This is a genomic window from Photorhabdus luminescens subsp. luminescens, from assembly GCF_001083805.1.
In the GTDB taxonomy this organism is placed as follows: Bacteria; Pseudomonadota; Gammaproteobacteria; order Enterobacterales; family Enterobacteriaceae; genus Photorhabdus; species Photorhabdus luminescens.
Map to the genome: position 1 here is coordinate 225,195 of NZ_JXSK01000002.1, position 22,430 is coordinate 247,624.

The following is a 22,430-nucleotide window of genomic DNA, read 5'->3' on the forward strand; positions in this document are numbered from 1 at the left end:
TCTTTACCTCTTATGCCAGACGCGGGTTAACTTTTTCTGGGTTAATGTTGTATTTCTTGATTGCTTCTTCCACAACATTCACGTCGATTTCGCCGCGTTTAGCCAGTTCACCCAAAGCAGCAACTACCACGTAAGAAGCATCAACTTCAAAGTGATGACGCAGGTTTTCACGGCTATCGGAACGACCGAAACCGTCAGTGCCCAATACGCGGAATTCGCTTGCAGGGATGAAATTACGAATTTGTTCTGCGAACAGCTTCATATAGTCAGTCGAAGCCACTGCCGGTGCTTCATTCATGATCTGAGCAACATAAGGTACACGTGGCGTTTCTGTTGGATGCAACATGTTCCAACGTTCACAATCCTGACCATCACGAGCCAGTTCAGTGAATGATGTCACGCTGTACACATCAGAACCTACACCATAATCGTTAGCCAGAATCTGTGCCGCTTCACGAACATGACGCAGAATAGAACCAGAGCCTAATAGCTGAACCTTACCTTTGCTACCTGCCAAGCTTTCCAACTTGTAGATACCTTTACGAATACCTTCTTCTGCACCTTTTGGCATCGCCGGCATGTGGTAGTTTTCGTTCAGCGTAGTGATGTAGTAGTAAATGTTCTCTTGTTTCTCACCATACATACGCTCCAAACCATCATGCATAATCACAGCAACTTCATAAGCAAATGCCGGATCGTAAGAGATGCAGTTAGGGATAGTCAGAGACTGAATGTGGCTGTGCCCATCTTCGTGTTGCAAGCCTTCGCCATTCAGGGTTGTACGACCGGAAGTACCACCAATCAGGAAACCACGCGCCTGTTGGTCGCCTGCTGCCCAGCACAGGTCGCCAATACGTTGGAACCCGAACATAGAGTAGTAGATGTAGAACGGAATCATTGGCAAGTTATTGGTGCTGTAAGACGTTGCCGCCGCCAACCATGATGAACCGGCGCCCAGTTCATTGATACCTTCTTGCAGAATCTGGCCCTTAGCATCTTCTTTATAGTAAGCCACCTGCTCACGGTCCTGCGGAGTATACTGCTGGCCGTTAGGGCTGTAGATGCCTATCTGACGGAACAGACCTTCCATACCAAAAGTACGCGCTTCATCAGCAATGATTGGAACCAGACGATCTTTGATTGACTTGTTCTTCAACATCACATTCAAGGCACGAACGAAAGCGATAGTGGTAGAAATTTCTTTGTTTTGTTCTTCCAGCAACGCGCCAAAATCTTCCAGCGTTGGCAGTTCCAGCTTCTCTTCAAAGTGAGTACGACGGCTTGGCAGATAACCACCCAGCGCTGCACGACGTTCATGCAAATATTTGTACTCTTCAGAGTCTTTATCAAAAGTCACATACGGCAGGTTTTCGAGTTGATCATCAGCCACAGATACATTGAAACGATCACGGAAATGGCGAACGCCTTCCATATTCATCTTCTTAACCTGATGAGCGATGTTTTTACCTTCAGCGGTATCACCCATACCGTAACCCTTGATAGTCTGAGCCAGGATAACCGTTGGTTTGCCGGTAGTTTCCTGCGCTTTTTTCAACGCGGCAAAAACTTTCTTCGGATCATGACCACCACGGTTCAACGCCCAAATTTGGTCATCAGTCATATCTTTGACTAATTCAGCGGTCTCTGGGTAACGACCAAAGAAATGCTTACGCACATAAGCGCCATCTTTGGATTTGAACGTCTGGTAATCACCGTCCAGCGTTTCGTTCATCACTTGGATCAATTTACCGCTGGTATCTTTACGCAGTAGTTCATCCCAACGCTCGCCCCATAGCACTTTAATCACTTGCCAGCCGGCGCCATCAAAAATGCCTTCCAGCTCATTAACGATTTTGCCATTGCCTGTAACTGGGCCATCCAGACGTTGCAGGTTACAGTTAATGACAAATACCAAGTTATCCAGTTTTTCACGGGTTGCGATAGTGATCGCCCCTTTAGATTCTGGCTCATCCATTTCACCGTCGCCCAGGAAGGCATAAACGGTCTGCTTGGATGTATCTTTCAGACCACGGTGTTCCAGATATTTCAGGAATTTAGCCTGATAAATCGCACCGATTGGCCCCAACCCCATTGAAACAGTTGGGAACTGCCAGAATTCAGGCATCAACTTTGGATGCGGATAAGAAGAAAGACCGTTGCCATGAATTTCCTGACGGAAATTATTCATCTGCTCTTCAGTTAAACGGCCTTCAAGGAAAGCACGAGCGTAGACACCTGGAGAGATGTGACCTTGGAAATAAACCAAATCACCGCCGTCATTTTCATTACGGGCACGGAAGAAATGGTTGAAACAAACTTCATACATGGTTGCTGAAGACTGGAATGAAGCCATGTGACCGCCTAATTCCAGATCTTTTTTGGATGCCCGTAACACGGTCATCACAGCATTCCAACGAATAGCAGAGCGAATACGGCGCTCCAAATCCAGGTTGCCAGGGTAAGCAGGCTCATCCTCAACAGCAATGGTATTGATGTAATCGCGGTTCGCAGCACCTGCCGCAACATTCACGCCACCTTTACGTGCTTCGTTCAGTACCTGATCAATCAAGAACTGGGCACGATCAACACCCTCTTCACGGATGACCGATTCGATCGCCTGTAACCAGTCGCGAGTTTCGATCGGATCCACGTCATTTTTCAAAATGTCTGACATGGTGTATTCCTTATCTGTTATCTGTTTCTAATGATTGTTTTGGAGCCTACCTTCCCGTCATACCCTTTGACGTTCAGCCGGTCATGACTGGAAGATAGGCCCTCACTGTTGTTGCCGCTAGCGCCCTCAGTAAAGGGACTCAACTTAGCTGTGCAGACGCAGCAAACCTCAAGATCTACACAGCTAATTTTATTCCTGATGCTGTTGAAGACGTCGTAATGATCGTTCGCGGCGAGTATGCTCACGGCTGAGATCCAATAAAACATCTTCAATAAAAGCTAAATGGCGATGGGATGCCTCACGGGCTTTCTCTGGTTGCCTCGCCATTATCGCTTCAAAAATCTTCGACCGATGATCGCTGACAGCCGTCAGCATTTCCCGGCGGGTATACAAAAACTCAAAATTCTGCCGGATATTTTGTTCCAGCATAGGCGCCATACAGCGTAATAAATGAAGGAGAACCACATTATGCGCAGCTTCGGCAACAACAAGCTGATATTGCAAAACCGCCTCGGATTCAGCATTGACATCCCCTCTTTCCTGAGCTTGTTGAATAACAAGGTGATATTCACGAATGCGCTCAAAATCTTCGTCAGTTCCACGCAGGGCCGCGTAATAGGCAGCAACACCTTCCAAAGCATGGCGAGTTTCGAGGAGGTCAAATTGAGATTCTGGGTGACCAGCCAGTAGTTGTGCCAGTGGATCACTGAAACTTTGCCAGAGGTTACTCTGAACAAACGTCCCCCCACCCTGACGGCGAAAAAGAAAACCTTTAGCTTCTAACCGCTGAATGGCTTCACGCAGTGAAGGGCGTGACACATCAAACTGTTTCGCCAACTCACGTTCAGGCGGCAACTTCTCCCCTGGACGCACAGATCCTTCAAGGATGAGATGTTCAAGACGCTGCTCAATAACATCTGATAATTTTGGTTGGCGGATTTTGCTATAAGCCATATTTACTATAAGTCAGTTAGAACCAAGCCAGTTAGAACCTATCTCATTAGGCTATTTTGTTTGTCGTTTCGAACCTAAGCAGTGTTCAAACAACCTGCATCAATCAATGCCTACTTAAGGTAGGTTACATGAATAAACATTGTCTCGGTCTTTGCCGAAGTCAATTGGTAATACCAATTTAAACTACTGGGCCATAAAAGTAACAAAGTATTCACCAACTGTCCATAAAGACCTTGTGCTAAATCATAAAAACCTGCAAATTTTAACAATTTTTTTTAAAAATTAGCAAAAGTTGATAACCAATAGGTTAATAAATATCCTAAGATAATACCTTAACCTAACCTTTTTAAACGTATAAATGAGTATAGTGAATCGTTACAGCAATAAAAGAGTTGAATCTTTAAAAAAACATAACTACCAAATCATCACCTGTTGATTTTAAATACAATTGCATACCATCAGGTTATAAATGTAGCTCAAATCAATAAAACTGAGGGGCTAAAACTGGTGATCAGAAAGGAATAATGGCAAATATGTGAGGAACCACCAGCAACAGTTCCACATAACTCTTGCTGATGGGAAAAATGTACTATCATTAAAACCAATAGCGCGTCTTTTCATACCACCCTTTTCTATACATACAGGATGAAATTATCCAACTCCTTGACGATTCATTTTTATCCCAACGCTTAACTTCAGTTTTTGGCACAGTAACGTAATGATTACAGGATTTATCTTCTTTTTTGTCTTTATCTTTACAGGAAAAATGTTTTGTCTCGAAAGAATGAACAATTTCGCTGGTCCAGTCTGATGGTAATTGAGAATAACCAAATGCCTTACATTCAGTATAATCCCTATCCCTTTCATACTTAGTTGCGCCCGGTTTTTCCCACGATGTACAACCGGTTAATAAAGTAAATAATATAATTAAAGGAATAATGGTGATTTTTTTTATGGAATTCATAAAAAATGCCTCAAATAAAACTAAAGAAAATAATCAGGGAAATTAAATTAGAATTTAAAAGTCCCACTAATACGGTAACTATCTTTCTCAAAAGATGGCCTTCCACCAGATTGTATAATTTGTCTGTCTTGGATTGATGTGTTTTTATCAAAATCAGGCACAGAATGCGTGGTATTGACTTTGACTTCTTCACCCGAAATTATATCTTTGACATTACATTCAAGATAACCACAGGTTGAAACATAAGCATCACTTAATTGTGGTATGGAACATCCTGTAACCATAAATATTGATAACAAAGCAATGAGAAATTTATTCATTCCTAATATCCTTAAATTGCTGTATATATTATAAAAATTTAACTTAAATAAAAACCATATAAAAAGAGAGATTATTTTTTATGATCGAGTAAGTAATATCTACATATGCATTTTATCTTTCTGGCATTCCACGGAATATCAGAACAATATCCCCCCAGAGAGAAATATATATTCTTATCGCTAGGAAAAACCTGCTTTATTGGCGTTCCATTAACACCGAAGAGTAACAGGCTAGATAAAAAACATGAAATAATTGATATTTTCATGCATTTAAAACTGGCTAATGAATATAAAGTTCCATCTTATAAGATACCAAAAGACATACAGTGACTTTATTTTTTATATTAACGGCTATCCTCTCCATCTTCCACATATTCCAATATATCTCCAGGCTGACACTGTAAATGTTTACAAATTTTTTCCAGCGTCTCGATACGGATACCTTTTATTTTGCCATTTTTCAGCAATGATAAATTTTGCTCAGTAATGCCAATAATGGCGGCTAATTCTTTAGACTTTACTTTCCTTTTCGCTAAGATCACATCCAATCTTATTATAATACTCATGATGATTCTCAGATAAAATAACGTTGCTCATCACTTATCTTCTTAGATTCACGCATAATTAAGCTAAATATCAGAAGGAATACACCAAACATAATAATAAACAGAGATTCTGAATTAACACCAAGCGAGAAACTAAATACCCGTTGTCCTTTTCCTAAATCTACAGATAACGCCATTCCTTGCAATGTATTAATCACAGGGTAAAGCAGTTGCTCCAGAATCATCAGGAAACCAATAATAAATGAAGCGGAAATATTACGATCACTCCATATTTCACCTTTAGCAAACCGGAAAAACAAAATTCCGATTAATACATAAGAAGCGGTTGATATGATTCGAGGTATCGTATCCAGTAAGATATAAAGTACCTCACTTAATAAAGACTGCTTAAATCCTTTTGCAATTAATGCAGGCATCAGATCACTATATGCCTGAAGAACAGCTTGACGAGTGGTATCATGCCATAACGACCAAGACGCAATATGGAACCCTATATCACCAATTGCCATAACAGCAGCAATAATAATAGCCAGAAAGCTAAGTAGCTTGATTCTGGGATTAGTTACAAACTCCTGTTTATCACACATTGTGTCATTCCATATACATGTTCAACTAAACTGTCGTTAAAGTACTTTAAAAGTTATCGTATGACAATAATTTTTTATCACTAAATAGACAGAATATGATTCAGGGTAATCGATAAATCATAGCGATAATCATTGAAAACTGTCATTAATTTATTGATAGAAAAAGAAAAAAGTAGTTATTCCTCCCAAAGCAATTTATCCGCCCCAGCGATATTTTGTCATGAAGGTTAGCAGTGCCGTTTACACAGGAAGCCTTTTTAAAGCTCAATATGCTCGCTCAATACCAAAAAATTCATAAAAATAGTTAATGTATTTCTTTTGCGAATCTGGAAGTCTTGGTTTTTGGGCAATGATAGGAACGGACGGAATGCGAAGAAAAAGTTGCTTAAGGTTGTGATGGCGCTTTCAGTGGAAGCCAGTTTCTGACACGGGATAAAAAACCGAACATTTAGAGTTATTTTGTTCGGTTATCTTCAACCGCCGGGGCAGTATACGGAAAATTTCATCACTTAAAAGAGATTTTTTGTATTATTTTGTAAAAAATTACTTATTTTTTTGATTTCAAAAGGAAATTATTTCTTAAATTATGAATATTATGAGCCGTTTTGAGGCTGTTTTTTGAGCAATTTGATATTCATTTCCTGATGCTAAGGGCTAAGGCCCTCAAACTAAACGATATAAGTCACAAGTCATTTCTTAACGTGAATATTTTTTTATAAATATTTCATCTAGTTAATAACCAAACAAAATAACTCTAAATGACTAGTAAACGCACCGCGTTGGCGGCCTGTCTGTTTAATCTGTCGTGATGTTGTTTTAGGCAAAATGTATCGAATAGATAAAAGGAATAGATGAAATGAAAAAGCAAATTTTGAAAACCAGCGTATTAGCCGCAGTGCTCCTGAGCATGGGAATGGGTATGGCACATGCTTCAACAGGTGGTGCTACATTAAACGTGACGGCCACCCTAGGTGCGGCGACTTGTGAGCTTGATGTTAAAGGTGGTGGTGTTACTGGTAATAATGGAGCCTACCAATTAGATATAGGAAAAGTTAATACAACAGACATTAGCGTTCTAAATCCTTCTACTACCCCCCCATCTGCAAAAAATATAGAGGTCAATCTAGTTAAGTGTGGTCCTCAATATGGAGCAACAACAGCCAACAAATTCACTCCTAATGCTGCGATTGAGATGAATGTTTTTGGGCAGACCATTGATGCAGATAAGAAGATATTTAATGCCAACTCTGCGGCTGACGCTGGGGTGGCTGTGTATGACCACGCGGGTAAGGCCGTTAAGAGTGGAGATAAGATTCAGCTCACCACTACAAATGAAATTGATTTATCAAAACCACTAGCACTAACCCAAGGAGAGGGCATGGCAGCCTTTAAAGTCGGGCTGGTTTCCAAGTCCAGCACTCTACCGAAGGCCCAAGAGGTAATAGCCCCAGTAACATTCCAAGTAGTGTATAAATAATCAACGCTATTAGGCGTAAGGAACAGCATAGCTGTGGAATTGGACAAGGAAGTCCAATTCTTACTTACGTATCACCAACACAGACACATTCAGGTGTACTCAGTGAAAAAATTGATGACAGCGATGATGGTGACCGGTCTGTTAGGCGGCACGGTCACTTCCGCACAGGCGGAGGGAGTGAGTATTGATACCACCCGCATTATCTACCCGGCGGACCGCCACGCCGCCACCGCTTCGCTGCGCAACAGTAACAAAGAGGTCGTCTATCTAATGCAGGTGGCGGTCAGTACTGATCCTGCGCAAAAGAAATCTGCACCGTTTCTGGTGACTCCTCCCCTGTTTCGTATGGCGCCCGGCAGCCAGAATCAGGTGCGCATCATCAAAACTGGTCAAGCACTGCCCGCCGACCGGGAATCCTTGTTCTGGTTTACCGCGCAAGCCATCCCGTTAAGCGCCGAATCTGATAACCTCTCTGGTAAACAGATCTCCGGGGGCGTACAGGTTGCTCTGGCTAACACAATTAAATTGATGTATCGCCCGTCAGGATTGCCGGTTTTGCCGGAGCAAGGATTTGGTTCACTGCGCTTCAAACCAGCAGCCGAGGGGATAACGGTCACCAACCCGTCACCGTATTACATCACCTTTACCTCCCTGAAAGTGGGCGGGCAGGAGCTGATGACGAAGCAACAGAAAGCGAACATGGTATCCCCCTTCTCTGCTCTAGCTTTACCGCTCAAGGGGGCGCATTACCCGGCCAAAGTGAGCTGGACGGTGATTAATGACCTTGGCGGAGAATCATCCTATCAGGGGGAGATACCGTAATGTTAAAACCGTGGCCCCTTATCAGACAGACAACTCTAGCTGGCCTGCTCTGTACCGCATCCCTACCCGGGGGAGCGAGCTCCAATACAGCAGAGCTAACGCTAGCATTGACGCTAGAACAGCCAACCTGTGAGCTCAATGTACAGACATCCTCCACTGTGAAGTTTTCATCCGTACCGCTCACCGAGGTGCAAAACAGTGCGGGACACATTGATTCTGTGAGCAACAAACCTATTACGCTGGCGTTGTCAGGTTGTGCCGGATCAGCCCGCGCGGGCCGTACCCCAGCCATTAAAATAGCCGGCTCCACGCCAGCAGACCACCCGACGCTATTTCGGGATAAAGCTTCCACGGTAGCGGGCAATGTGGGATTTGGCCTGCGCTATCAAGCGCCGGGAAGCGGGCTGGGGAGCTATCTGAAAAATGGCGATTATGTGGATTTGGCGTCACCGGGTAGCGCCGCCAAAGACGGTCAAATCACCTTCCAGATGGATATGCGGCATGAATCCGGCACGGCTGTACCGACTCCCGGTGAACTGACTGCGCACATTCAATTTCAATTTGACTATCACTGAGCGTAGCTCGAGTAACCGATTTCAGGAGGCGTTGTGGAAACAGGTCGGGCACGCCCAACGCGGTACAGGCTGGCGCCGCTACTATTCTGGCTGGGGTTAGGCATGACTGGCACAGAACCTTGTCAGGCAGCCGGTATCAGCCTGAATAAAACTCGGGTGATTTTTAGCCAGGAGGAACGGGCACAGACACTGACGGTGATCAACACCACATCTCAGGCGTGGCTGGTGCAGGTGAGGATCACGGGAGCTCAGGAGAAAGCCGCACCGGCGTTTGTGGTGACGCCGCCGCTGTTCAGGCTGGAGGCCAACAGTCAGAACAGCCTGCGTATTTTGCCGACGTTTAATCGGCCTCCTTTTCCGATGGATCGGGAATCGCTCGGGTATGTGCAGATGAACGCCATCCCCGCGACTCAGCCGGTGACGGATGAACCTGTTCGGGAGCAGGCGTCGATGAGCGTGGGGATGCGGATTAAGTTTTTCTGGCGACCGCATGGCCTGCCGATGTCGCCGGAAGAGGCGTATGGACGGCTTCGCTTTCAGTCGCAACCCGATGGCATGAAGGTGTGCAATCCCACACCTTATTTCCTGTCACTGGACAGCCTGACGCTGGACGGACAGGCGCTCGATCTGAACCGCTATCCCTCCATGATAGCGCCGCAAGATTGTGTGACCTATGTCGGACAGGAGGACAAAAAATCGGTGAGCTGGTCGATGATTAATGATTACGGCGGGGCTTCAAACCTGTTTACCGCCAAAGTGGCGCGTTAAATTCGCCCTTGTTTTATCCAGAGGTGGAAAGTGAAGAGAGTCAGTAACGAGAATGGGCGAGCATGCGGTGGATCAATGATTTACCCCTTCTGTTTCGCTCTGCTGCTAGGGGGGCTGCTAAAGGCGCATGCGGCGGAGAATCAAGGGTTATCGTTCTCCCCGATGCAGTTATCGTATGTCGCCAAAGATAGCCCGGGCGGCGTGACCCTCAGCATGACGAATCACACCGAACAAGGCTATCTGGTACAAGGATTTGTCAGCCCGATGGACCCCGATACCGGTCGCTTTGACACCAAAACCGGGCAAGTTCCCCCTTTTGTTGTCCTGCCGCCGTTAAAACGGGTTGAGGCGGGCGGGAAATTCTCGTTTCGTATTCGCCAGCTTGGCGGGCAGTTGCCGCAGGATCGGGAATCAGCCTTTGTCGTCTCGCTACGAGCTATCCCCGGCGTCGCCGTACCGGACACAGAAGCACCGGAGCGCCAAACCGGCCAGCATTCGCAAGTGCAAGTCGCCTTACAGATGAATATTCGGCTGTTTTATCGTCCTCAGAGCGTCCCCGCCCGGGATAACGCCACGGTGGCTAAACAGGTGAAATTTTCCCTTCAGGGAACGCAATTGCAGGTGGAGAATCCCACGCCCTATTTTCTGACTTTTTCTGTCTTGAAAATAGGCACACAACATGCGGATAACCACACACGCCAAACGATGGTGCCCCCGAAAGGCATACAAACCTATTTGTTTCAAACCCATTCGTTTACTGCCGGGACACCGGGCCTGCTGGTCTGGCGTTTTCCCGGCGACAGTCAGGATCGCCACGTCCCGTTATAAACCCGCCGCATCTGCGGACGGTGTACCGGCAAAGTGACCTAAAGATTAACAGCATAAGCTTAATTAGAAGCAGAGATGAGCTATGGCAATAAACATTTTATTTCCGTCCGCACTGCGGGCGGGTAACCCACGTGCGCCCGGTCAACCGGGCCGTTTCCGGCCCCGTCCGGTGTACCTGTGTCTGCTGTGCTCACTGACGGCAACGGCCCTGCCCGCCTCGGCGCGGGAATACTTTAATCCCGCGTTCCTGATGGGCGCTGACGGTGAACGCAGTCATGTCGATCTCTCGGCGTATGAAACCGCGGGGTATGTCGCACCGGGACGCTATCTGGTCGATGTCTACATGAATCAGAATAAGGTGGACAACCGCGAGATTGAATTCAGGCTGATTAACAACCATCTTCAACCGGTATTAACGGTTGCGCAGCTAGAAGAATATGGGGTCAATGTTCGCGGGTTACCGGCTTTTAAGGGAAAAACCAACGACAGCCTCATTACCGATCTCACGAAACAGATCCCGCAGGCCCGCGCAACTCTGGATTTCGCCCGTTTACGTCTGGATCTGAGTGTCCCTCAGATCGCCATGCAGCCTCATCATTCCGGGATGGTCGATCCGTCACTGTGGGATAACGGCATTCCGGCCTTTTTGATGAACTACACCGTTAACGGTTCAGAAGGACGTTATGACGGTCAGGGAGTCGGCGGCGGATCACGCTCCCGCAATCTGTTCGCCTCTTTTCGCAATGGGTTGAATCTGGGCCCGTGGCGTCTGCGCAGCACGCAAACTTACAGTTACAACCGTCAGCGTAACGAGGGGCCCGCCGGTTTTTCCACACCGGCACAGACCCAATGGCAGGTGAGTAATACCTACCTGCAACGGGATATCCAGTCACTGCGCAGTGAGTTCACGGCGGGTGAAACCTATACCGGCGGGGACATTTTTGACAGCATCCCGTTTCGCGGCATGAAACTGGCTTCTGAGGAGGCTATGTTGCCTGACAGTCAGCGCGGTTTCGCCCCGGAGATAACCGGGGTGGCAAACTCCAATGCGCAGGTGACCGTCTCCCAGAATGGTTATACCGTCTATCAAACCACGGTAGCGCCGGGGCCGTTTCGTTTCAACGATCTGTACACTACCGGGGGCGCGGGCGACCTGACGGTCACCATCAAAGAGGAAGATGGCAGTACCCGAGTCTCCACCCTCGCTGCTTCGTCTGTTCCGGTGATGCAGCGGCCCGGCGGCATTAAATATGAGTTGACGACCGGTCAATATCACGGCGGCAACCTCACCGATGGCAGCCGTTCCCCGGTATTTGCGCTGGGCACGCTGGTTTATGGCCTGCCGCACAATATCACCCTGTACGGCGGCGGGCTGGTCGCCGGCAACTACCAGTCGGGGGTATTAGGCGCGGGCGTGTCACTGGGGGTTTTTGGCGCCCTGTCTGCGGATGCGACGTTTGCCCGCGCCCAGTTACAAGGGGTTAAGGGTCAGGAAGGTCACCAGCAACAGGGCCAATCTTATCGGGTGAAATACTCCAAGAACTTGATCAGTACCGGGACCGGCATTGATTTGGCCGCCTACCGCTATTCCACTCAGCATTACTACAGTTTCAGTGATGTTAACAGCATGGGATACAGCCTGAATGAATATCAGGTCCCGTGGGCGCTTGACCGACGTCAAAGCACCTGGCAGGTCAATCTGCGTCAGACACTGGGACGCTGGGGCAGTCTTTATGCCTCCGGGACGCGCAACGATTACTGGAATGGCCGTACCGACAACAATCTGAGTCTGGGTTACAACGCCATGTTGATGGGGATCAGCTATAACCTGAGTTATAACATTTCTCGTATAAAAGGCGAGGGCCACTGGCCGGAGAACCGCCAGTTGTCATTGAATATGCAGATCCCGCTCAGTCTTTTTGGATCATCGTCGGCGTTACAGGGCGTTTATGCCCGCTATACCGCCTCGCGCGACTCGCAGGGTCATACCTCTCAACAGACCGGCATCAGCGGCATGTTATGGGATAATCGCCTGAATTATAACCTCCAGCAAGGCTGGGGACACAGCGGCCAGCAAAACAGCCGGTCTTTGTCTCTGGGTTATCAGGGCAGCCAGGGCAGCGTTAATCTGGGCTACAACGACAGCGCCAATAGCCATCATTTCACCTACGGAACTTCCGGCGCCCTCCTGATCCATCCTTACGGCGTGACGCTATCACGCTCATTAGGTGATGAAGCGGTGTTAGTCCGCGCACCCGGCGCAAAAGGGGTGACGGTCAGTAACGGCAACGTCCAGACTGACTGGCGCGGCTACGCCGTCCTGCCGGGCGGATCGGTCTACCATAAAAACACCATCAATCTAGATCCGTCCACACTGCCGGACGGGGTTGATATTGACCAGACCAGTAAGAACGTTTACCCGACAAAAGGGGCAGTGACGCTGGCCAATTATCAGGTGCGCTTAGGCAGCCAGTTGCTGTTGACTTTGACACATCATGGCAAACCCGTGCCCTTTGGCGCCACGGCAACGCTAGCAGGTAACGCGGCTCAGGCCGGCGGCGGCATTGTGGGCGATAACGGCCGGGTTTATCTGAGCGGCATGCCGCCCGCCGGTCATGTGAAAGTCAAATGGGGAAACGGGGCAAATCAACAATGCACCACCCGTTATCAGGTGTCGTCCGATACCCCCGGACAACTGGTGCAGGCCGATGCCGTATGTCTATAAGCGTGACCTTCATATGGGCAGCTTGACCTGCGCGCCCGGTAAAACATCACCTGTCTCGCGTTTGCCTCCGGAACACAGCCAAAAGAGCGGTTATCCCCGGAAGTTAGACCCGCGATTTGAACAGATGAATAATTTGGAGAGAAGAAGGATGTTAAATACTGAACGTTTGTGGGGCAGTCATGTCGAAAACCCGGTCCCAACCCTTATGGGCCTGGGAGTATCACTGCTCTTTTTATTCACCGCTTTGCCACTCCAGGCAACAGAGACTTATCAGGACTGTGAGGCTGAATTGGTGCATATGGTTCGCAATGTCACCGGTTATGCAATGGCGCCAAACAACAAAGATAAGCGGGATTATTCACGTGATGAAATAGTGGGCTATACCACCAGCGGCCCGCTTGATTGGTCGACAACCTGTCGTGTCCCTGCCGGAACGCAGTTTATGGCCTACACCGTGGGATCGGGCGCCAGCCCATTACTCTCTTCGTCGTCACCGAGTAGCGCCCGAGTAGGTCGAACCGGTGACTTTACCGTCGATATCGGGCAATCTTCACTCTCTTGCCAGACGCATGGTTCAGCCAATACTTACCACACCGCCAATCTGGCAACCGGGAATAGCGGCGTGAACCTTCCTTGCGTCCCGGATGCTGACGGTCTGGTTGATATCAGCGTTCGCACGGTGACCGGGGCGATTTACCCGGACAGTGACGGCAATTTCAATGCAAAACCGGGGGGAAGTCATTTGTCAGTGGGCTCGATCGGCTGGACTCCAGCGGCAATATCGGGGCCTAACGGCATGCTGAAACCCCTGTGGACCACCGTCATCCTCTCATCCGTTAAAAAGCCGTCCACCTGTGCCGTTGTCCTTACCCCGCCATCGGTGAATTGGGGAACAGTGAAGAGAGCCGGTAAAAAAGCGGGAGATCCACTGGAATCAGCCAGGCAAATAGGGATAAACAGCACCTGTTCCGGCGATGACGAGGTCTTTCAACATTCACGCCTACTCTACCGAATTGATGGGCCATTTGTGCCGGGTAAACCGAATGCGCTGGCCTCGTCAATAGATCAGGTCGCCTTTGCGTTCTTCGATTCTGCCAATAACCCCTTATCACTCAGTACCGGGCACCGAGGTTCAGGAGAAAACGCGAGATACGTTAAGCGAGGGGACGATAGCTATACGGCATCAACGCAAGTATCCGTTGTACCCATTCTGATGAAGGCGGATGGCGCCGGAGGACTAGCCCAGGCTGTCGCTGTTATTTCAGTCTGGTCGGATGTTAATTTCATCGAACCTTCTGCTTAGTTATTGCGATTGTTGCAGCGCCAGTCGGCGCTGCATAAACCGGCTCTAATAGCTAAAGGGATGAATAAAACCCGAACCAATCAGAGTCATTAAGCCAACGAATCAAACCAATGCCCCATAAATTGTCAGTAAGGCAACGACAACGATGATAGAGAAAGTCACTTTTTTCGCCAATATCACTGCTGCAATAGGCGTTTGAATTGAATCAAGATGAGGTTCGCGACTTAATGAAAACTGAGCAAGCTGACAGAGCACTTTATATTGTGAGGTTCTTAAATCACTAAGAGAAGCAACCCACGCCGGTAAAGCTCGTTCACCATGCCCTAATAAAGCATAAGTAACGCCAGCCAGACGAACGGGAATCCAATCCAACCAATGCAACAAGCCATCAACGCCAGATTGAGCTCGCTGAACCGGCGTACCATATTGTGCCAACCATCCCTGATAAGCTCTTAAGAAACAATATCCCATTAAAGCAACCGGCCCTAATTCACCCGCCACAATCAACCAAAAAATCGGCGCCAGATAATAGCGAAAATTTATCCATAGCAACGCATTTTGTATCTCTCGCAACATATTCTCTTTGCTGGCATCAGAAGGTAAACCATGAATAATTGCGAGACGCGTAAGATATTCTCTTTGTTGTTCCCTGTTATCCTGATGAACAGTACGAAAATATTCACGATAATCATGCCGTAAGCGCCCTGCCCCGATGCACAGCAAACAAATGAATACCCATAAAACCAGTTCAAAAATACCGAACATAAAATCGTTTAATATTTCAATTAATAGCCATGTAATCATCATGACTACTAACGTCATTAAAAGGCTTTTCCATAACGAAAAAGACTTCAAATTGGTAAACAATGGCTCAAGACGGTGCTCCAATTGCCAATGGTCACCCATTTTAAAAACCCGTTCCCATGCCAACACTAACAACAGTATAAAGAGAGTCATTCTTTCTGCTCCTGCAACAATTGCTGGTAATGTATCCAATCGAAATAAAGCCCCAGATCAATTTTTCTTTCCGAAGCAACGTCACTTTAACCAGTGATATGCCCTTTTACATCCGGGTCTGCCTGTATACCCGTTATCTTTCAAGTTGCCTCTTTGTTGGCTGCACCCACTCACCCCGGTCACATAGTTATCTATGCTCCCGGGGATTCGCTCCCTTGCCGTCGCGATGCATCTTGAAATCCATAGGGTATAAATCATTGTGTCAATACAACAAAGCTCGTACTAAATCTAGATAACAAAACCAAGATAGTAGTTGTTCACTACGCAACAGGGTAGCATGTTCAGACCATCAATATTGTTATCACCTCTGGAGCTTTTTAATGACAAAACAAAATTACAATACAGATCAGCGCCGTGCCGTTCTTATGGAGCACTTGCAGAACGACATTCCTGCCAGCGTAACCCTCGCACTAAAAGAAGATCTGGGCGGAAATACAAATTTCACCTCTGATATTACCGGCCAATTAATTCCCGCAGATAAACAAGCCACCGCAGTCATTATCACTCGGGAAGATGGCATTTTCTGTGGACAACAATGGCTGAATGAAGTCTTTACTCAATTAGGCGACCAAATCTCCATTGAATGGTTAGTCAAAGATAGTGATACGATTACAGCCAACCAAAAACTTTGCATATTACGAGGCCCAGCACAGATATTATTAACTGGTGAACGCACCGCTCTTAACTTTATTCAGACTCTCTCTGGTGTCGCAACGGAAACCAGTCATTATGTTTACCGTCTTGCCGGCTTAAAAACTCAGTTACTTGATACCCGCAAAACTTTACCAGGATTACGCACAGCCCTAAAATATGCTGTACTTTGCGGAGGTGGTAATAATCACCGCCTTGGATTATTCGACGCTTTCCTGATCAAAGAAAACCATATTATTGCCAATGGCTCTATTAAACAGGCAGTAGATAAAGCGCGTTATTCTCATCCTGGCATCCCTGTTGAAATCGAAGTAGAAACTCTAGATGAACTCATTCTGGCACTAAAAGCTCATGTTGATATTATTATGCTAGATAATTTTACTATTCCAATGATGAAAGAAGCCGTTGCTATCACATCAGGTAAAGTCGCTTTAGAAGTATCCGGTAATATCACCTTGGATACTCTGCGCAGCTATGCTGAAACAGGCATCGACTTTGTTTCTGTTGGAGCACTCACTAAACATATTAGAGCATTAGATCTCTCAATGCGCTTTCAGTAATTAGCAATAATAATATTGATGGTGGTGTAAATCAGCAATGAGTAGCTAGAAAATTTGCGAACACCACCGTAAATATTTTTGCAAACTTTGCAATTTAGAAAAATTTTTTCGAGTCAATTCCATAACCTCCATATATCCTATTTCATTTTTTTCTCTTTCCTTCATTCTCTATATCGCAACACCACAACACGGAGAAAAAATATGCGACAACAAGGATTTACTTTAATGGAGATTATGGTTGCTATTGCTATCATTTCCATCTTAAGTGCTATTGGCATTCCGAGTTATCAAGGATATATTCAGAAAGCCGCTTTAACAGATATACTACAAAATATTGTACCTTATAAATCAGGTATAGAACTTTGCAGTTTTGAAATTGAAGATTTCAATGGTTGCAATGCAGGAGCAATGTCAATCCCCAAAGAACATAACAGCAGATATATCGAAAATATTTCAGTTAAAAATGGGGAAGTTACCATTAACGGGAAACAGAGTCTTAAAAACCTCAGTGTTATATTAAAGCCGACACTAAATACACAAACAGGCGTAATTAAATGGAATATTAAATGTGAATCAGCAAACAGTTCATTAAAAAACCGTTGCCAGGAAATACTTGAATTTTAATTCATTACTCTTATACCCTATGGATTTCAAGATGCATCGCGACGGCAAGGGAGCGAATCCCCGGGAGCATAGATAACTATATGACCGGGGTGAGTGAATGCAGCCAACAAAGAGGCAACTTGAAAGATAACAGTTATATCAATATATATTTATACAGGAAGCAACGATGAACTCACTTTCAACAGCAGAAAACACATTGATGGAAAGAGAAATCCATGATATTTGTCAACGCCACCAATCTGTTGTAATAAAAAAAGATGATAATACGATAACAATCGCCAGCAGCGAATTGCCTAATGATGATTTATTATCAGCATTACGCTTTATTTCTGGGAGTATCGTTAATGTGGAAATTTGGCCACTGGCAAGGATAGAATCAATATTACATCAAAATACTTCGCTGAGTCGTGTACCAGAGGAAGAATCCGCGTTATTACCACTTATAGCTGATACCAATACAGATGAAAATGATGCGCCCGTTATTCAACTTATTAATCAAACTTTATTAACTGCAATTCAACGACGTGCATCCGATATTCATTTTGAACCATTCCAACAAGGTTATCGTATTCGTATCCGGGTTGATGGCGCATTACACCCCTTGTCTTCGCCATCTTCTCAAATGAGCGCAAGCATTGCCGCGCGCCTTAAAATAATGGCGAAATTGAATATTGCTGAAAAACGGCTACCTCAAGATGGACAATTTGATTGGTCTGATACCCGACACAATTATGCTATCCGTATGGCAACTTTGCCGACAATACATGGAGAAAAAGTTGTACTGAGGATATTAAATACAATGCAACAATTGTCGCTAAATCAACTAGGTATTCCTGATCCATTATTAAATCAGCTTCGACAAAAACTCGCATTACCACAAGGAATGATTTTAGTCACTGGCCCGACAGGTAGCGGAAAAACCGTGACTTTATATAGCTGTTTACAACATCTGAATCAGAATAAAAAGAATATTTGCAGTGTAGAAGACCCAGTAGAGATCCCATTAAACGGCGTTAACCAGACACAAACTAACAGCAAAATTGACCTCAATTTTGCCAAAGTATTACGGGCGCTGCTACGCCAAGATCCTGATGTCATTATGGTGGGAGAAATACGTGATAGCGAAACAGCCGAAATTTCAGTAAAAGCGGCACAAACAGGTCATCTGGTTCTTTCTACATTGCACACTAATTCAACCATAGATACATTATCCCGCCTACAAAATCTGGGTATTTCAGGTTATATGGCTGCTTCTTGTATCAAATTAATTATCGCCCAACGGCTTGTTAGAAAATTATGTCTTCATTGTCGTAAACAACAAACAGAAGAAATTATTATTAACACCGAAAATAATTCTCTCTTTATTAAGCAATGGCTGGCCGTTGGTTGCGAGCACTGTTTTTCCGGTTATTATGGCCGAACAGCCATTTATGAGTTTTTAGAAATAACAGATGATATTCAACAAATATTATCAGAACAGAACTCTCAAAATGCACAAAAAATCATTATATCTCAAAGAAAAGAAACTTTACTTTCATCTGGTATTTTATTAGTGGAACAAGGCATCACTACATTAGAAGAAATTTATCAAGTTACAGGTCAGGAGTAATAATGAAAATTCATTATCTTTATAATTGGCAAGCAGTGAATAACAAAGGCGAAATATCAAAAGGAAAATCACTATGTGATAATCGAAAATCTTTATATCAGCAACTTATTCATTCTGGATTGCAACCTTATAATATAAAATGTGAAAAATTGATATTTTATCATCAACAACAAGTTGCTTATCGTCTGAATTTTATCCGTCAATTGGCGACACTATTATCATCAGGAATGCCATTATTAAATTGCCTCAACATTCTTATTCGCGAATGTGGTCATCCACTATGGCACTGTGTATTATTAGATATTAGCAAGAAAATTACCCGTGGAGAATCATTTTCCTCCTCATTAAAAAATTATCCTTTTTTATTTCCGCCTTTATTTTGTCAACTTATTACTGTTGGTGAATTAACTGGACAATTAGAAATATGCTGTCAATTATTGGTTAAACAACAGGAGCAGCAAGATAAATTACAGAAGAAAATAGCGAAAGCATTACGTTACCCTCTGATTATTACCGTCGTTGCCGGCATTATTATTTTATTGATGCTTATTTTTGTTTTACCTGAATTTGAACATATTTATCATTCATTTGACGCACAACTTCCCCTGCTCACCCGCAGTTTATTAATAACTTCCAACTGGCTAATTCAATATGGTAGCTATGGTGTTATTGGATTAATTATATTGCTTCTATTTTACCTACAATTACGTCAACGCCATACAATATGGATCACTCGTGAAAAAAATCTAATGTTACGTTTACCCGTTATTGCAAAATTAATTAGTTGCCAGCAATTAGGACAACTTTTCCATATCCTGTTTATGACACAAAAAGCCGGCTTGACACTCACCGCAGGGTTAGATAGTGCTATTGCATCAATAAATCATCCGGCATTTCTGCAAGCGACTAAATTCTTACGAGTTCAAATTAATCAAGGGATACCAATGAGCGAAACACTGAAACAACAATCTTGTTTTCCGGCTCTGTGTCAACAGTTTGTCAGTGTTGGCGAAGAATCTGGCAATCTGGAACTGTTATTAGGAAATCTCGCTAACTGGTACCAACAACAAGCATTGGAAATTTCTGATAATATGACCCAGTTACTAGAACCAATACTTATAGTCATAATAGCGATTATCGTCGGTACACTATTGCTCGCAATGTATTTACCCATTTTTCAGCTAGGTACGATACTTACCTAAAGTAAAAATAATTCCATAGCTTTGTCTCTAGGTCATCTGCCTCCTTTCGGTTACAATCCCAAAATAGTATCAAGTAATATTAAGGGATAGGATGACTTATATTATTGCACTCACAGGTGGGATTGGCAGCGGTAAAACCACAATCGCCAATGCTTTTGCAGCTCTTGGTGTTCCTCTTGTCGATGCAGATATTATTGCCAGAGAAGTCGTTGCTCCTGGAACGCCGGCTCTACAAGCCATCACAGAACACTTTGGTCATGACATATTGACACCCGACGGCAGCCTTAACCGAGCACTGTTACGCCAGAAAATATTCACAAACAAACAAGAGAAACAGTGGGTTAATCAACTTCTTCACCCTCTAATACATCAAGAAACCCAACGGCAATTAAAACAGACTATTGCACCTTATGTTATTTGGGTTATTCCATTATTAGTCGAAAATAATTTGGGACATCTGGCAGATCGGATTCTCGTCGTTGACGTTTCACCTGAATTACAAATCCGCCGGGTAGCCACCCGTGATGGTATTAGCAACCAACAGGTTGAAAATATTTTGGCTGCCCAGGCATCCCGTAGCGAGAGGCTGGCTTATGCCGATGACATTATCTCAAATCATGATAATGTACAGGCAATTGCTCCTCGTGTTGCCGAACTACATCAACAATATTTAAGATTAGCTGGTTCAGCCAGACAGGATAATCATGATGAGTGACACAACTTCTACAATCATTTTTGAACACCCATTGAATGAGAAAATGCGGGCATGGTTGAGAATTGAATCTTCTCTGCAACAACTCACCAGTCAGCGCCATTTAAACTCACTGGCAAGCAGCCTCGCCTTTTTCCGCACAGTGACTGAGCTACTTGAAGTGCTAGAACGGGGGGAAGTACGTTCAGAATTGCTAAAAGAATTAGAACGCCAACAAGCAAAATTAAAACAATGGGCTGAAATACCCGATGTTGATATTAATATCGTCAACAGTTTCAGATTAAAATTGAAAGAGCGAGCTATTGCATTAAGTAAAGCACCACGATTGGGACAGTCCCTGAAAGAAGATAAAATTATCAGTATGGTGCGTCAGCGTCTCAGTATTCCAAGTGGTTGTTGTGGTTTTGATCTACCCACCTTGCATCTATGGCTTCATTTGCCACAATCAGAAAGAGATAAAATGGTCACATTCTGGATTGATAGTTTGCTACCTCTCCAACAAGCCCTAGAAAGTATTTTAGAACTCATCCGTCAATCTGCTATTTTTCGTTCAGAAATCAGTAAAAACGGTTTTCATCAAAATACGGCAGAAGGCGCGGATTTACTAAGATTACGTTTGCCATTAACACCTTTATTGTTTCCCCAAATTTCCGGTCATAAGACCCGGTTTGCTATTCGTTTTTTACCATTAGATAGTGAAAAAGGCTCCGTGCCAGCTCATTTACCATTTGAATTAGCATGCTGTTAATATTACGAACTAATTATCAGGAAAATTATTATGTCTGAATTACTTACGATTGAATGTCCAACATGTGGTAAGACTGTGGTTTGGGGAGAAATAAGCCCATATCGCCCATTTTGCAGTAAACGCTGTCAATTAATTGACTTAGGCCAGTGGGCAAATGAAGAGAAACGGATACCAAGCCAAAGTGAAAATTCCGATAGCGACGATTGGAGTGAACAGCCTGAGCAATAATAAATAGCCGCGTTATTATAATGCGGCTATTGACAACTCAAGCGGTAAGTAATGCAACAATGCTGCGATTAGCTGGCGGGAATTCATCAGCAATTAAATCTTTCTGTAATACCCACCGAGAAAGTTGTCCCTCTTTACCAAAAGGTTCATTTTCCCATCCATCCACCAAGAAGAAATACAGGGTAATCAACCTGTCAGGAAAATCATGTTCAACCGTTTTTACCAGCTCATAATGAGTAACAGTAATACCAATTTCTTCCTGTAATTCACGTATTAAAGCCTGTTCAGGTGTTTCCTCTTTCTCAACTTTCCCGCCTGGGAATTCCCAAAAACCACCCATATGGGCATCAGCATGGCGCTGAGTAATAAAAATTTCATGTTGTGTATTTCTAATAATTCCAGCGGCTATATGTAGGTGTTTCTTTTCCATATTACTCTTACTTCTTCATCTATTCTTTTTGATCGCTCAACAACCAAATGTTATATCCAACATTACTCACTTGAAACTAACAGTAA

Annotated in this window: 22 protein-coding genes; 14 read left to right on the forward strand and 8 right to left on the reverse strand. The window is 44.7% G+C overall.

From position 1 onward, the window contains the following. Nucleotides 1-10: 10 nt before the first annotated feature. The 6 genes from aceE to TI10_RS05905 form a co-directional block, all read right to left on the reverse strand. A complete protein-coding gene (aceE, locus tag TI10_RS05875) occupies nt 11-2,674 on the reverse strand; it encodes a pyruvate dehydrogenase (acetyl-transferring), homodimeric type (RefSeq protein WP_049582360.1) in 2,664 nt (887 codons plus the stop codon). A 189-nt stretch (nt 2,675-2,863) separates the two neighbouring features. Then, the gene (gene pdhR / locus TI10_RS05880; RefSeq protein WP_049582361.1) at nt 2,864-3,628 is read right to left on the reverse strand and encodes a pyruvate dehydrogenase complex transcriptional repressor PdhR; all 765 of its coding nucleotides are present in this window, start codon (nt 3,626-3,628) and stop codon (nt 2,864-2,866) included. A 595-nt stretch (nt 3,629-4,223) separates the two neighbouring features. Next, nucleotides 4,224-4,592, reverse strand: a complete 369-nt coding sequence (locus tag TI10_RS05885) for a hypothetical protein (RefSeq protein WP_049582362.1) — start codon at nt 4,590-4,592, stop codon at nt 4,224-4,226. Between the two features lie 47 nt (nt 4,593-4,639). Next, nucleotides 4,640-4,912: a lipoprotein gene (locus tag TI10_RS05890; RefSeq protein ID WP_244161530.1), complete on the reverse strand. Its 273-nt coding sequence runs from the start codon at nt 4,910-4,912 to the stop codon at nt 4,640-4,642. A 344-nt stretch (nt 4,913-5,256) separates the two neighbouring features. Beyond that, nucleotides 5,257-5,478: a helix-turn-helix domain-containing protein gene (locus TI10_RS05900; RefSeq protein WP_049582365.1), complete on the reverse strand. Its 222-nt coding sequence runs from the start codon at nt 5,476-5,478 to the stop codon at nt 5,257-5,259. 8 nt (nt 5,479-5,486) lie between these two features. Beyond that, nucleotides 5,487-6,065 (reverse strand): hypothetical protein, encoded by a 579-nt coding sequence (locus TI10_RS05905; protein WP_049582366.1) that lies wholly within the window; start codon nt 6,063-6,065, stop codon nt 5,487-5,489. A gap of 856 nt (nt 6,066-6,921) precedes the next feature. On the opposite strand from TI10_RS05905, the gene TI10_RS05910 reads away from it, so the two are divergent. The 7 genes from TI10_RS05910 to TI10_RS05940 all read left to right on the forward strand — a co-directional run bounded on the left by TI10_RS05910 (nt 6,922) and on the right by TI10_RS05940 (nt 14,563). Further along, on the forward strand, nt 6,922-7,542 hold the full coding sequence (locus TI10_RS05910; protein ID WP_049582367.1) for a fimbrial protein: 621 nt from the start codon (nt 6,922-6,924) through the stop codon (nt 7,540-7,542). 102 nt (nt 7,543-7,644) lie between these two features. Continuing rightward, nucleotides 7,645-8,364: a fimbrial biogenesis chaperone gene (locus TI10_RS05915; protein ID WP_049582368.1), complete on the forward strand. Its 720-nt coding sequence runs from the start codon at nt 7,645-7,647 to the stop codon at nt 8,362-8,364. After that, complete coding sequence (locus TI10_RS05920; protein ID WP_049582369.1) at nt 8,364-8,939, forward strand: fimbrial protein; 576 nt, start codon at nt 8,364-8,366, stop codon at nt 8,937-8,939. Before TI10_RS05915 ends, TI10_RS05920 begins: the two co-directional genes overlap by 1 nt. Before the next feature lie 102 nt (nt 8,940-9,041). Beyond that, the gene (locus TI10_RS05925) at nt 9,042-9,707 is read left to right on the forward strand and encodes a fimbrial biogenesis chaperone (RefSeq protein WP_244161531.1); all 666 of its coding nucleotides are present in this window, start codon (nt 9,042-9,044) and stop codon (nt 9,705-9,707) included. Nucleotides 9,708-9,869: 162 nt separating this feature from the next. Beyond that, nucleotides 9,870-10,535 (forward strand): fimbrial biogenesis chaperone, encoded by a 666-nt coding sequence (locus tag TI10_RS05930; protein WP_279615318.1) that lies wholly within the window; start codon nt 9,870-9,872, stop codon nt 10,533-10,535. An 82-nt stretch (nt 10,536-10,617) separates the two neighbouring features. Then, on the forward strand, nt 10,618-13,260 hold the full coding sequence (locus TI10_RS05935; RefSeq protein WP_053093423.1) for a fimbria/pilus outer membrane usher protein: 2,643 nt from the start codon (nt 10,618-10,620) through the stop codon (nt 13,258-13,260). After that, nucleotides 13,244-14,563 carry a hypothetical protein gene (locus tag TI10_RS05940; protein WP_049582372.1) on the forward strand — a complete coding sequence of 440 codons (1,320 nt, stop codon included), beginning with the start codon at nt 13,244-13,246 and terminating at the stop codon, nt 14,561-14,563. Before TI10_RS05935 ends, TI10_RS05940 begins: the two co-directional genes overlap by 17 nt. A 102-nt stretch (nt 14,564-14,665) precedes the next feature. Here TI10_RS05940 and ampE read toward each other — a convergent pair whose 3' ends face one another. Beyond that, nucleotides 14,666-15,520, reverse strand: a complete 855-nt coding sequence (ampE, locus tag TI10_RS05945; RefSeq protein ID WP_049582373.1) for a beta-lactamase regulator AmpE — start codon at nt 15,518-15,520, stop codon at nt 14,666-14,668. 380 nt (nt 15,521-15,900) lie between these two features. On the opposite strand from ampE, the gene nadC reads away from it, so the two are divergent. From nadC to yacG, 7 genes are all read left to right on the forward strand, one after another. Beyond that, nucleotides 15,901-16,791: a carboxylating nicotinate-nucleotide diphosphorylase gene (nadC, locus tag TI10_RS05950; RefSeq protein ID WP_049582374.1), complete on the forward strand. Its 891-nt coding sequence runs from the start codon at nt 15,901-15,903 to the stop codon at nt 16,789-16,791. Between the two features lie 201 nt (nt 16,792-16,992). Further along, nucleotides 16,993-17,415 (forward strand): prepilin peptidase-dependent pilin, encoded by a 423-nt coding sequence (gene ppdD, locus TI10_RS05955; RefSeq protein WP_049582375.1) that lies wholly within the window; start codon nt 16,993-16,995, stop codon nt 17,413-17,415. Between the two features lie 166 nt (nt 17,416-17,581). After that, the gene (gene gspE / locus TI10_RS05960; protein ID WP_049582376.1) at nt 17,582-19,024 is read left to right on the forward strand and encodes a type II secretion system protein GspE; all 1,443 of its coding nucleotides are present in this window, start codon (nt 17,582-17,584) and stop codon (nt 19,022-19,024) included. A gap of 2 nt (nt 19,025-19,026) precedes the next feature. Then, nucleotides 19,027-20,226 (forward strand): protein transport protein HofC, encoded by a 1,200-nt coding sequence (gene hofC, locus TI10_RS05965; RefSeq protein WP_049582377.1) that lies wholly within the window; start codon nt 19,027-19,029, stop codon nt 20,224-20,226. Between the two features lie 91 nt (nt 20,227-20,317). After that, complete coding sequence (coaE, locus tag TI10_RS05970) at nt 20,318-20,941, forward strand: dephospho-CoA kinase (RefSeq protein ID WP_049582378.1); 624 nt, start codon at nt 20,318-20,320, stop codon at nt 20,939-20,941. Next, the gene (gene zapD / locus TI10_RS05975; RefSeq protein ID WP_049582379.1) at nt 20,934-21,686 is read left to right on the forward strand and encodes a cell division protein ZapD; all 753 of its coding nucleotides are present in this window, start codon (nt 20,934-20,936) and stop codon (nt 21,684-21,686) included. The genes coaE and zapD overlap by 8 nt, the downstream gene beginning before the upstream one ends. A gap of 30 nt (nt 21,687-21,716) precedes the next feature. Continuing rightward, complete coding sequence (gene yacG, locus TI10_RS05980; RefSeq protein ID WP_049582380.1) at nt 21,717-21,914, forward strand: DNA gyrase inhibitor YacG; 198 nt, start codon at nt 21,717-21,719, stop codon at nt 21,912-21,914. A gap of 37 nt (nt 21,915-21,951) precedes the next feature. Here the strand turns inward: yacG and mutT are convergent, their stop codons facing one another. Then, nucleotides 21,952-22,344, reverse strand: a complete 393-nt coding sequence (gene mutT / locus TI10_RS05985; RefSeq protein ID WP_049582381.1) for an 8-oxo-dGTP diphosphatase MutT — start codon at nt 22,342-22,344, stop codon at nt 21,952-21,954. Between the last annotated feature and the right edge of the window lie 86 nt (nt 22,345-22,430).

What these genes read in the sequence shown, in the direction of transcription:
- aceE (WP_049582360.1), bottom strand. Translation starts at nt 2,674, where the DNA reads ATGTCAGACATTTTGAAAAATGACGTGGATCCGATCGAAACTCGCGAC.
- pdhR (WP_049582361.1), bottom strand. Translation starts at nt 3,628, where the DNA reads ATGGCTTATAGCAAAATCCGCCAACCAAAATTATCAGATGTTATTGAG.
- TI10_RS05885 (WP_049582362.1), bottom strand. Translation starts at nt 4,592, where the DNA reads ATGAATTCCATAAAAAAAATCACCATTATTCCTTTAATTATATTATTT.
- TI10_RS05890 (WP_244161530.1), bottom strand. Translation starts at nt 4,912, where the DNA reads ATGAATAAATTTCTCATTGCTTTGTTATCAATATTTATGGTTACAGGA.
- TI10_RS05900 (WP_049582365.1), bottom strand. Translation starts at nt 5,478, where the DNA reads ATGAGTATTATAATAAGATTGGATGTGATCTTAGCGAAAAGGAAAGTA.
- TI10_RS05905 (WP_049582366.1), bottom strand. Translation starts at nt 6,065, where the DNA reads ATGTGTGATAAACAGGAGTTTGTAACTAATCCCAGAATCAAGCTACTT.
- TI10_RS05910 (WP_049582367.1), top strand. Translation starts at nt 6,922, where the DNA reads ATGAAAAAGCAAATTTTGAAAACCAGCGTATTAGCCGCAGTGCTCCTG.
- TI10_RS05920 (WP_049582369.1), top strand. Translation starts at nt 8,364, where the DNA reads ATGTTAAAACCGTGGCCCCTTATCAGACAGACAACTCTAGCTGGCCTG.
- TI10_RS05925 (WP_244161531.1), top strand. Translation starts at nt 9,042, where the DNA reads ATGACTGGCACAGAACCTTGTCAGGCAGCCGGTATCAGCCTGAATAAA.
- TI10_RS05930 (WP_279615318.1), top strand. Translation starts at nt 9,870, where the DNA reads ATGCAGTTATCGTATGTCGCCAAAGATAGCCCGGGCGGCGTGACCCTC.
- TI10_RS05935 (WP_053093423.1), top strand. Translation starts at nt 10,618, where the DNA reads ATGGCAATAAACATTTTATTTCCGTCCGCACTGCGGGCGGGTAACCCA.
- TI10_RS05940 (WP_049582372.1), top strand. Translation starts at nt 13,244, where the DNA reads ATGCCGTATGTCTATAAGCGTGACCTTCATATGGGCAGCTTGACCTGC.
- ampE (WP_049582373.1), bottom strand. Translation starts at nt 15,520, where the DNA reads ATGACTCTCTTTATACTGTTGTTAGTGTTGGCATGGGAACGGGTTTTT.
- nadC (WP_049582374.1), top strand. Translation starts at nt 15,901, where the DNA reads ATGACAAAACAAAATTACAATACAGATCAGCGCCGTGCCGTTCTTATG.
- ppdD (WP_049582375.1), top strand. Translation starts at nt 16,993, where the DNA reads ATGCGACAACAAGGATTTACTTTAATGGAGATTATGGTTGCTATTGCT.
- gspE (WP_049582376.1), top strand. Translation starts at nt 17,582, where the DNA reads ATGAACTCACTTTCAACAGCAGAAAACACATTGATGGAAAGAGAAATC.
- hofC (WP_049582377.1), top strand. Translation starts at nt 19,027, where the DNA reads ATGAAAATTCATTATCTTTATAATTGGCAAGCAGTGAATAACAAAGGC.
- coaE (WP_049582378.1), top strand. Translation starts at nt 20,318, where the DNA reads ATGACTTATATTATTGCACTCACAGGTGGGATTGGCAGCGGTAAAACC.
- zapD (WP_049582379.1), top strand. Translation starts at nt 20,934, where the DNA reads ATGAGTGACACAACTTCTACAATCATTTTTGAACACCCATTGAATGAG.
- yacG (WP_049582380.1), top strand. Translation starts at nt 21,717, where the DNA reads ATGTCTGAATTACTTACGATTGAATGTCCAACATGTGGTAAGACTGTG.
- mutT (WP_049582381.1), bottom strand. Translation starts at nt 22,344, where the DNA reads ATGGAAAAGAAACACCTACATATAGCCGCTGGAATTATTAGAAATACA.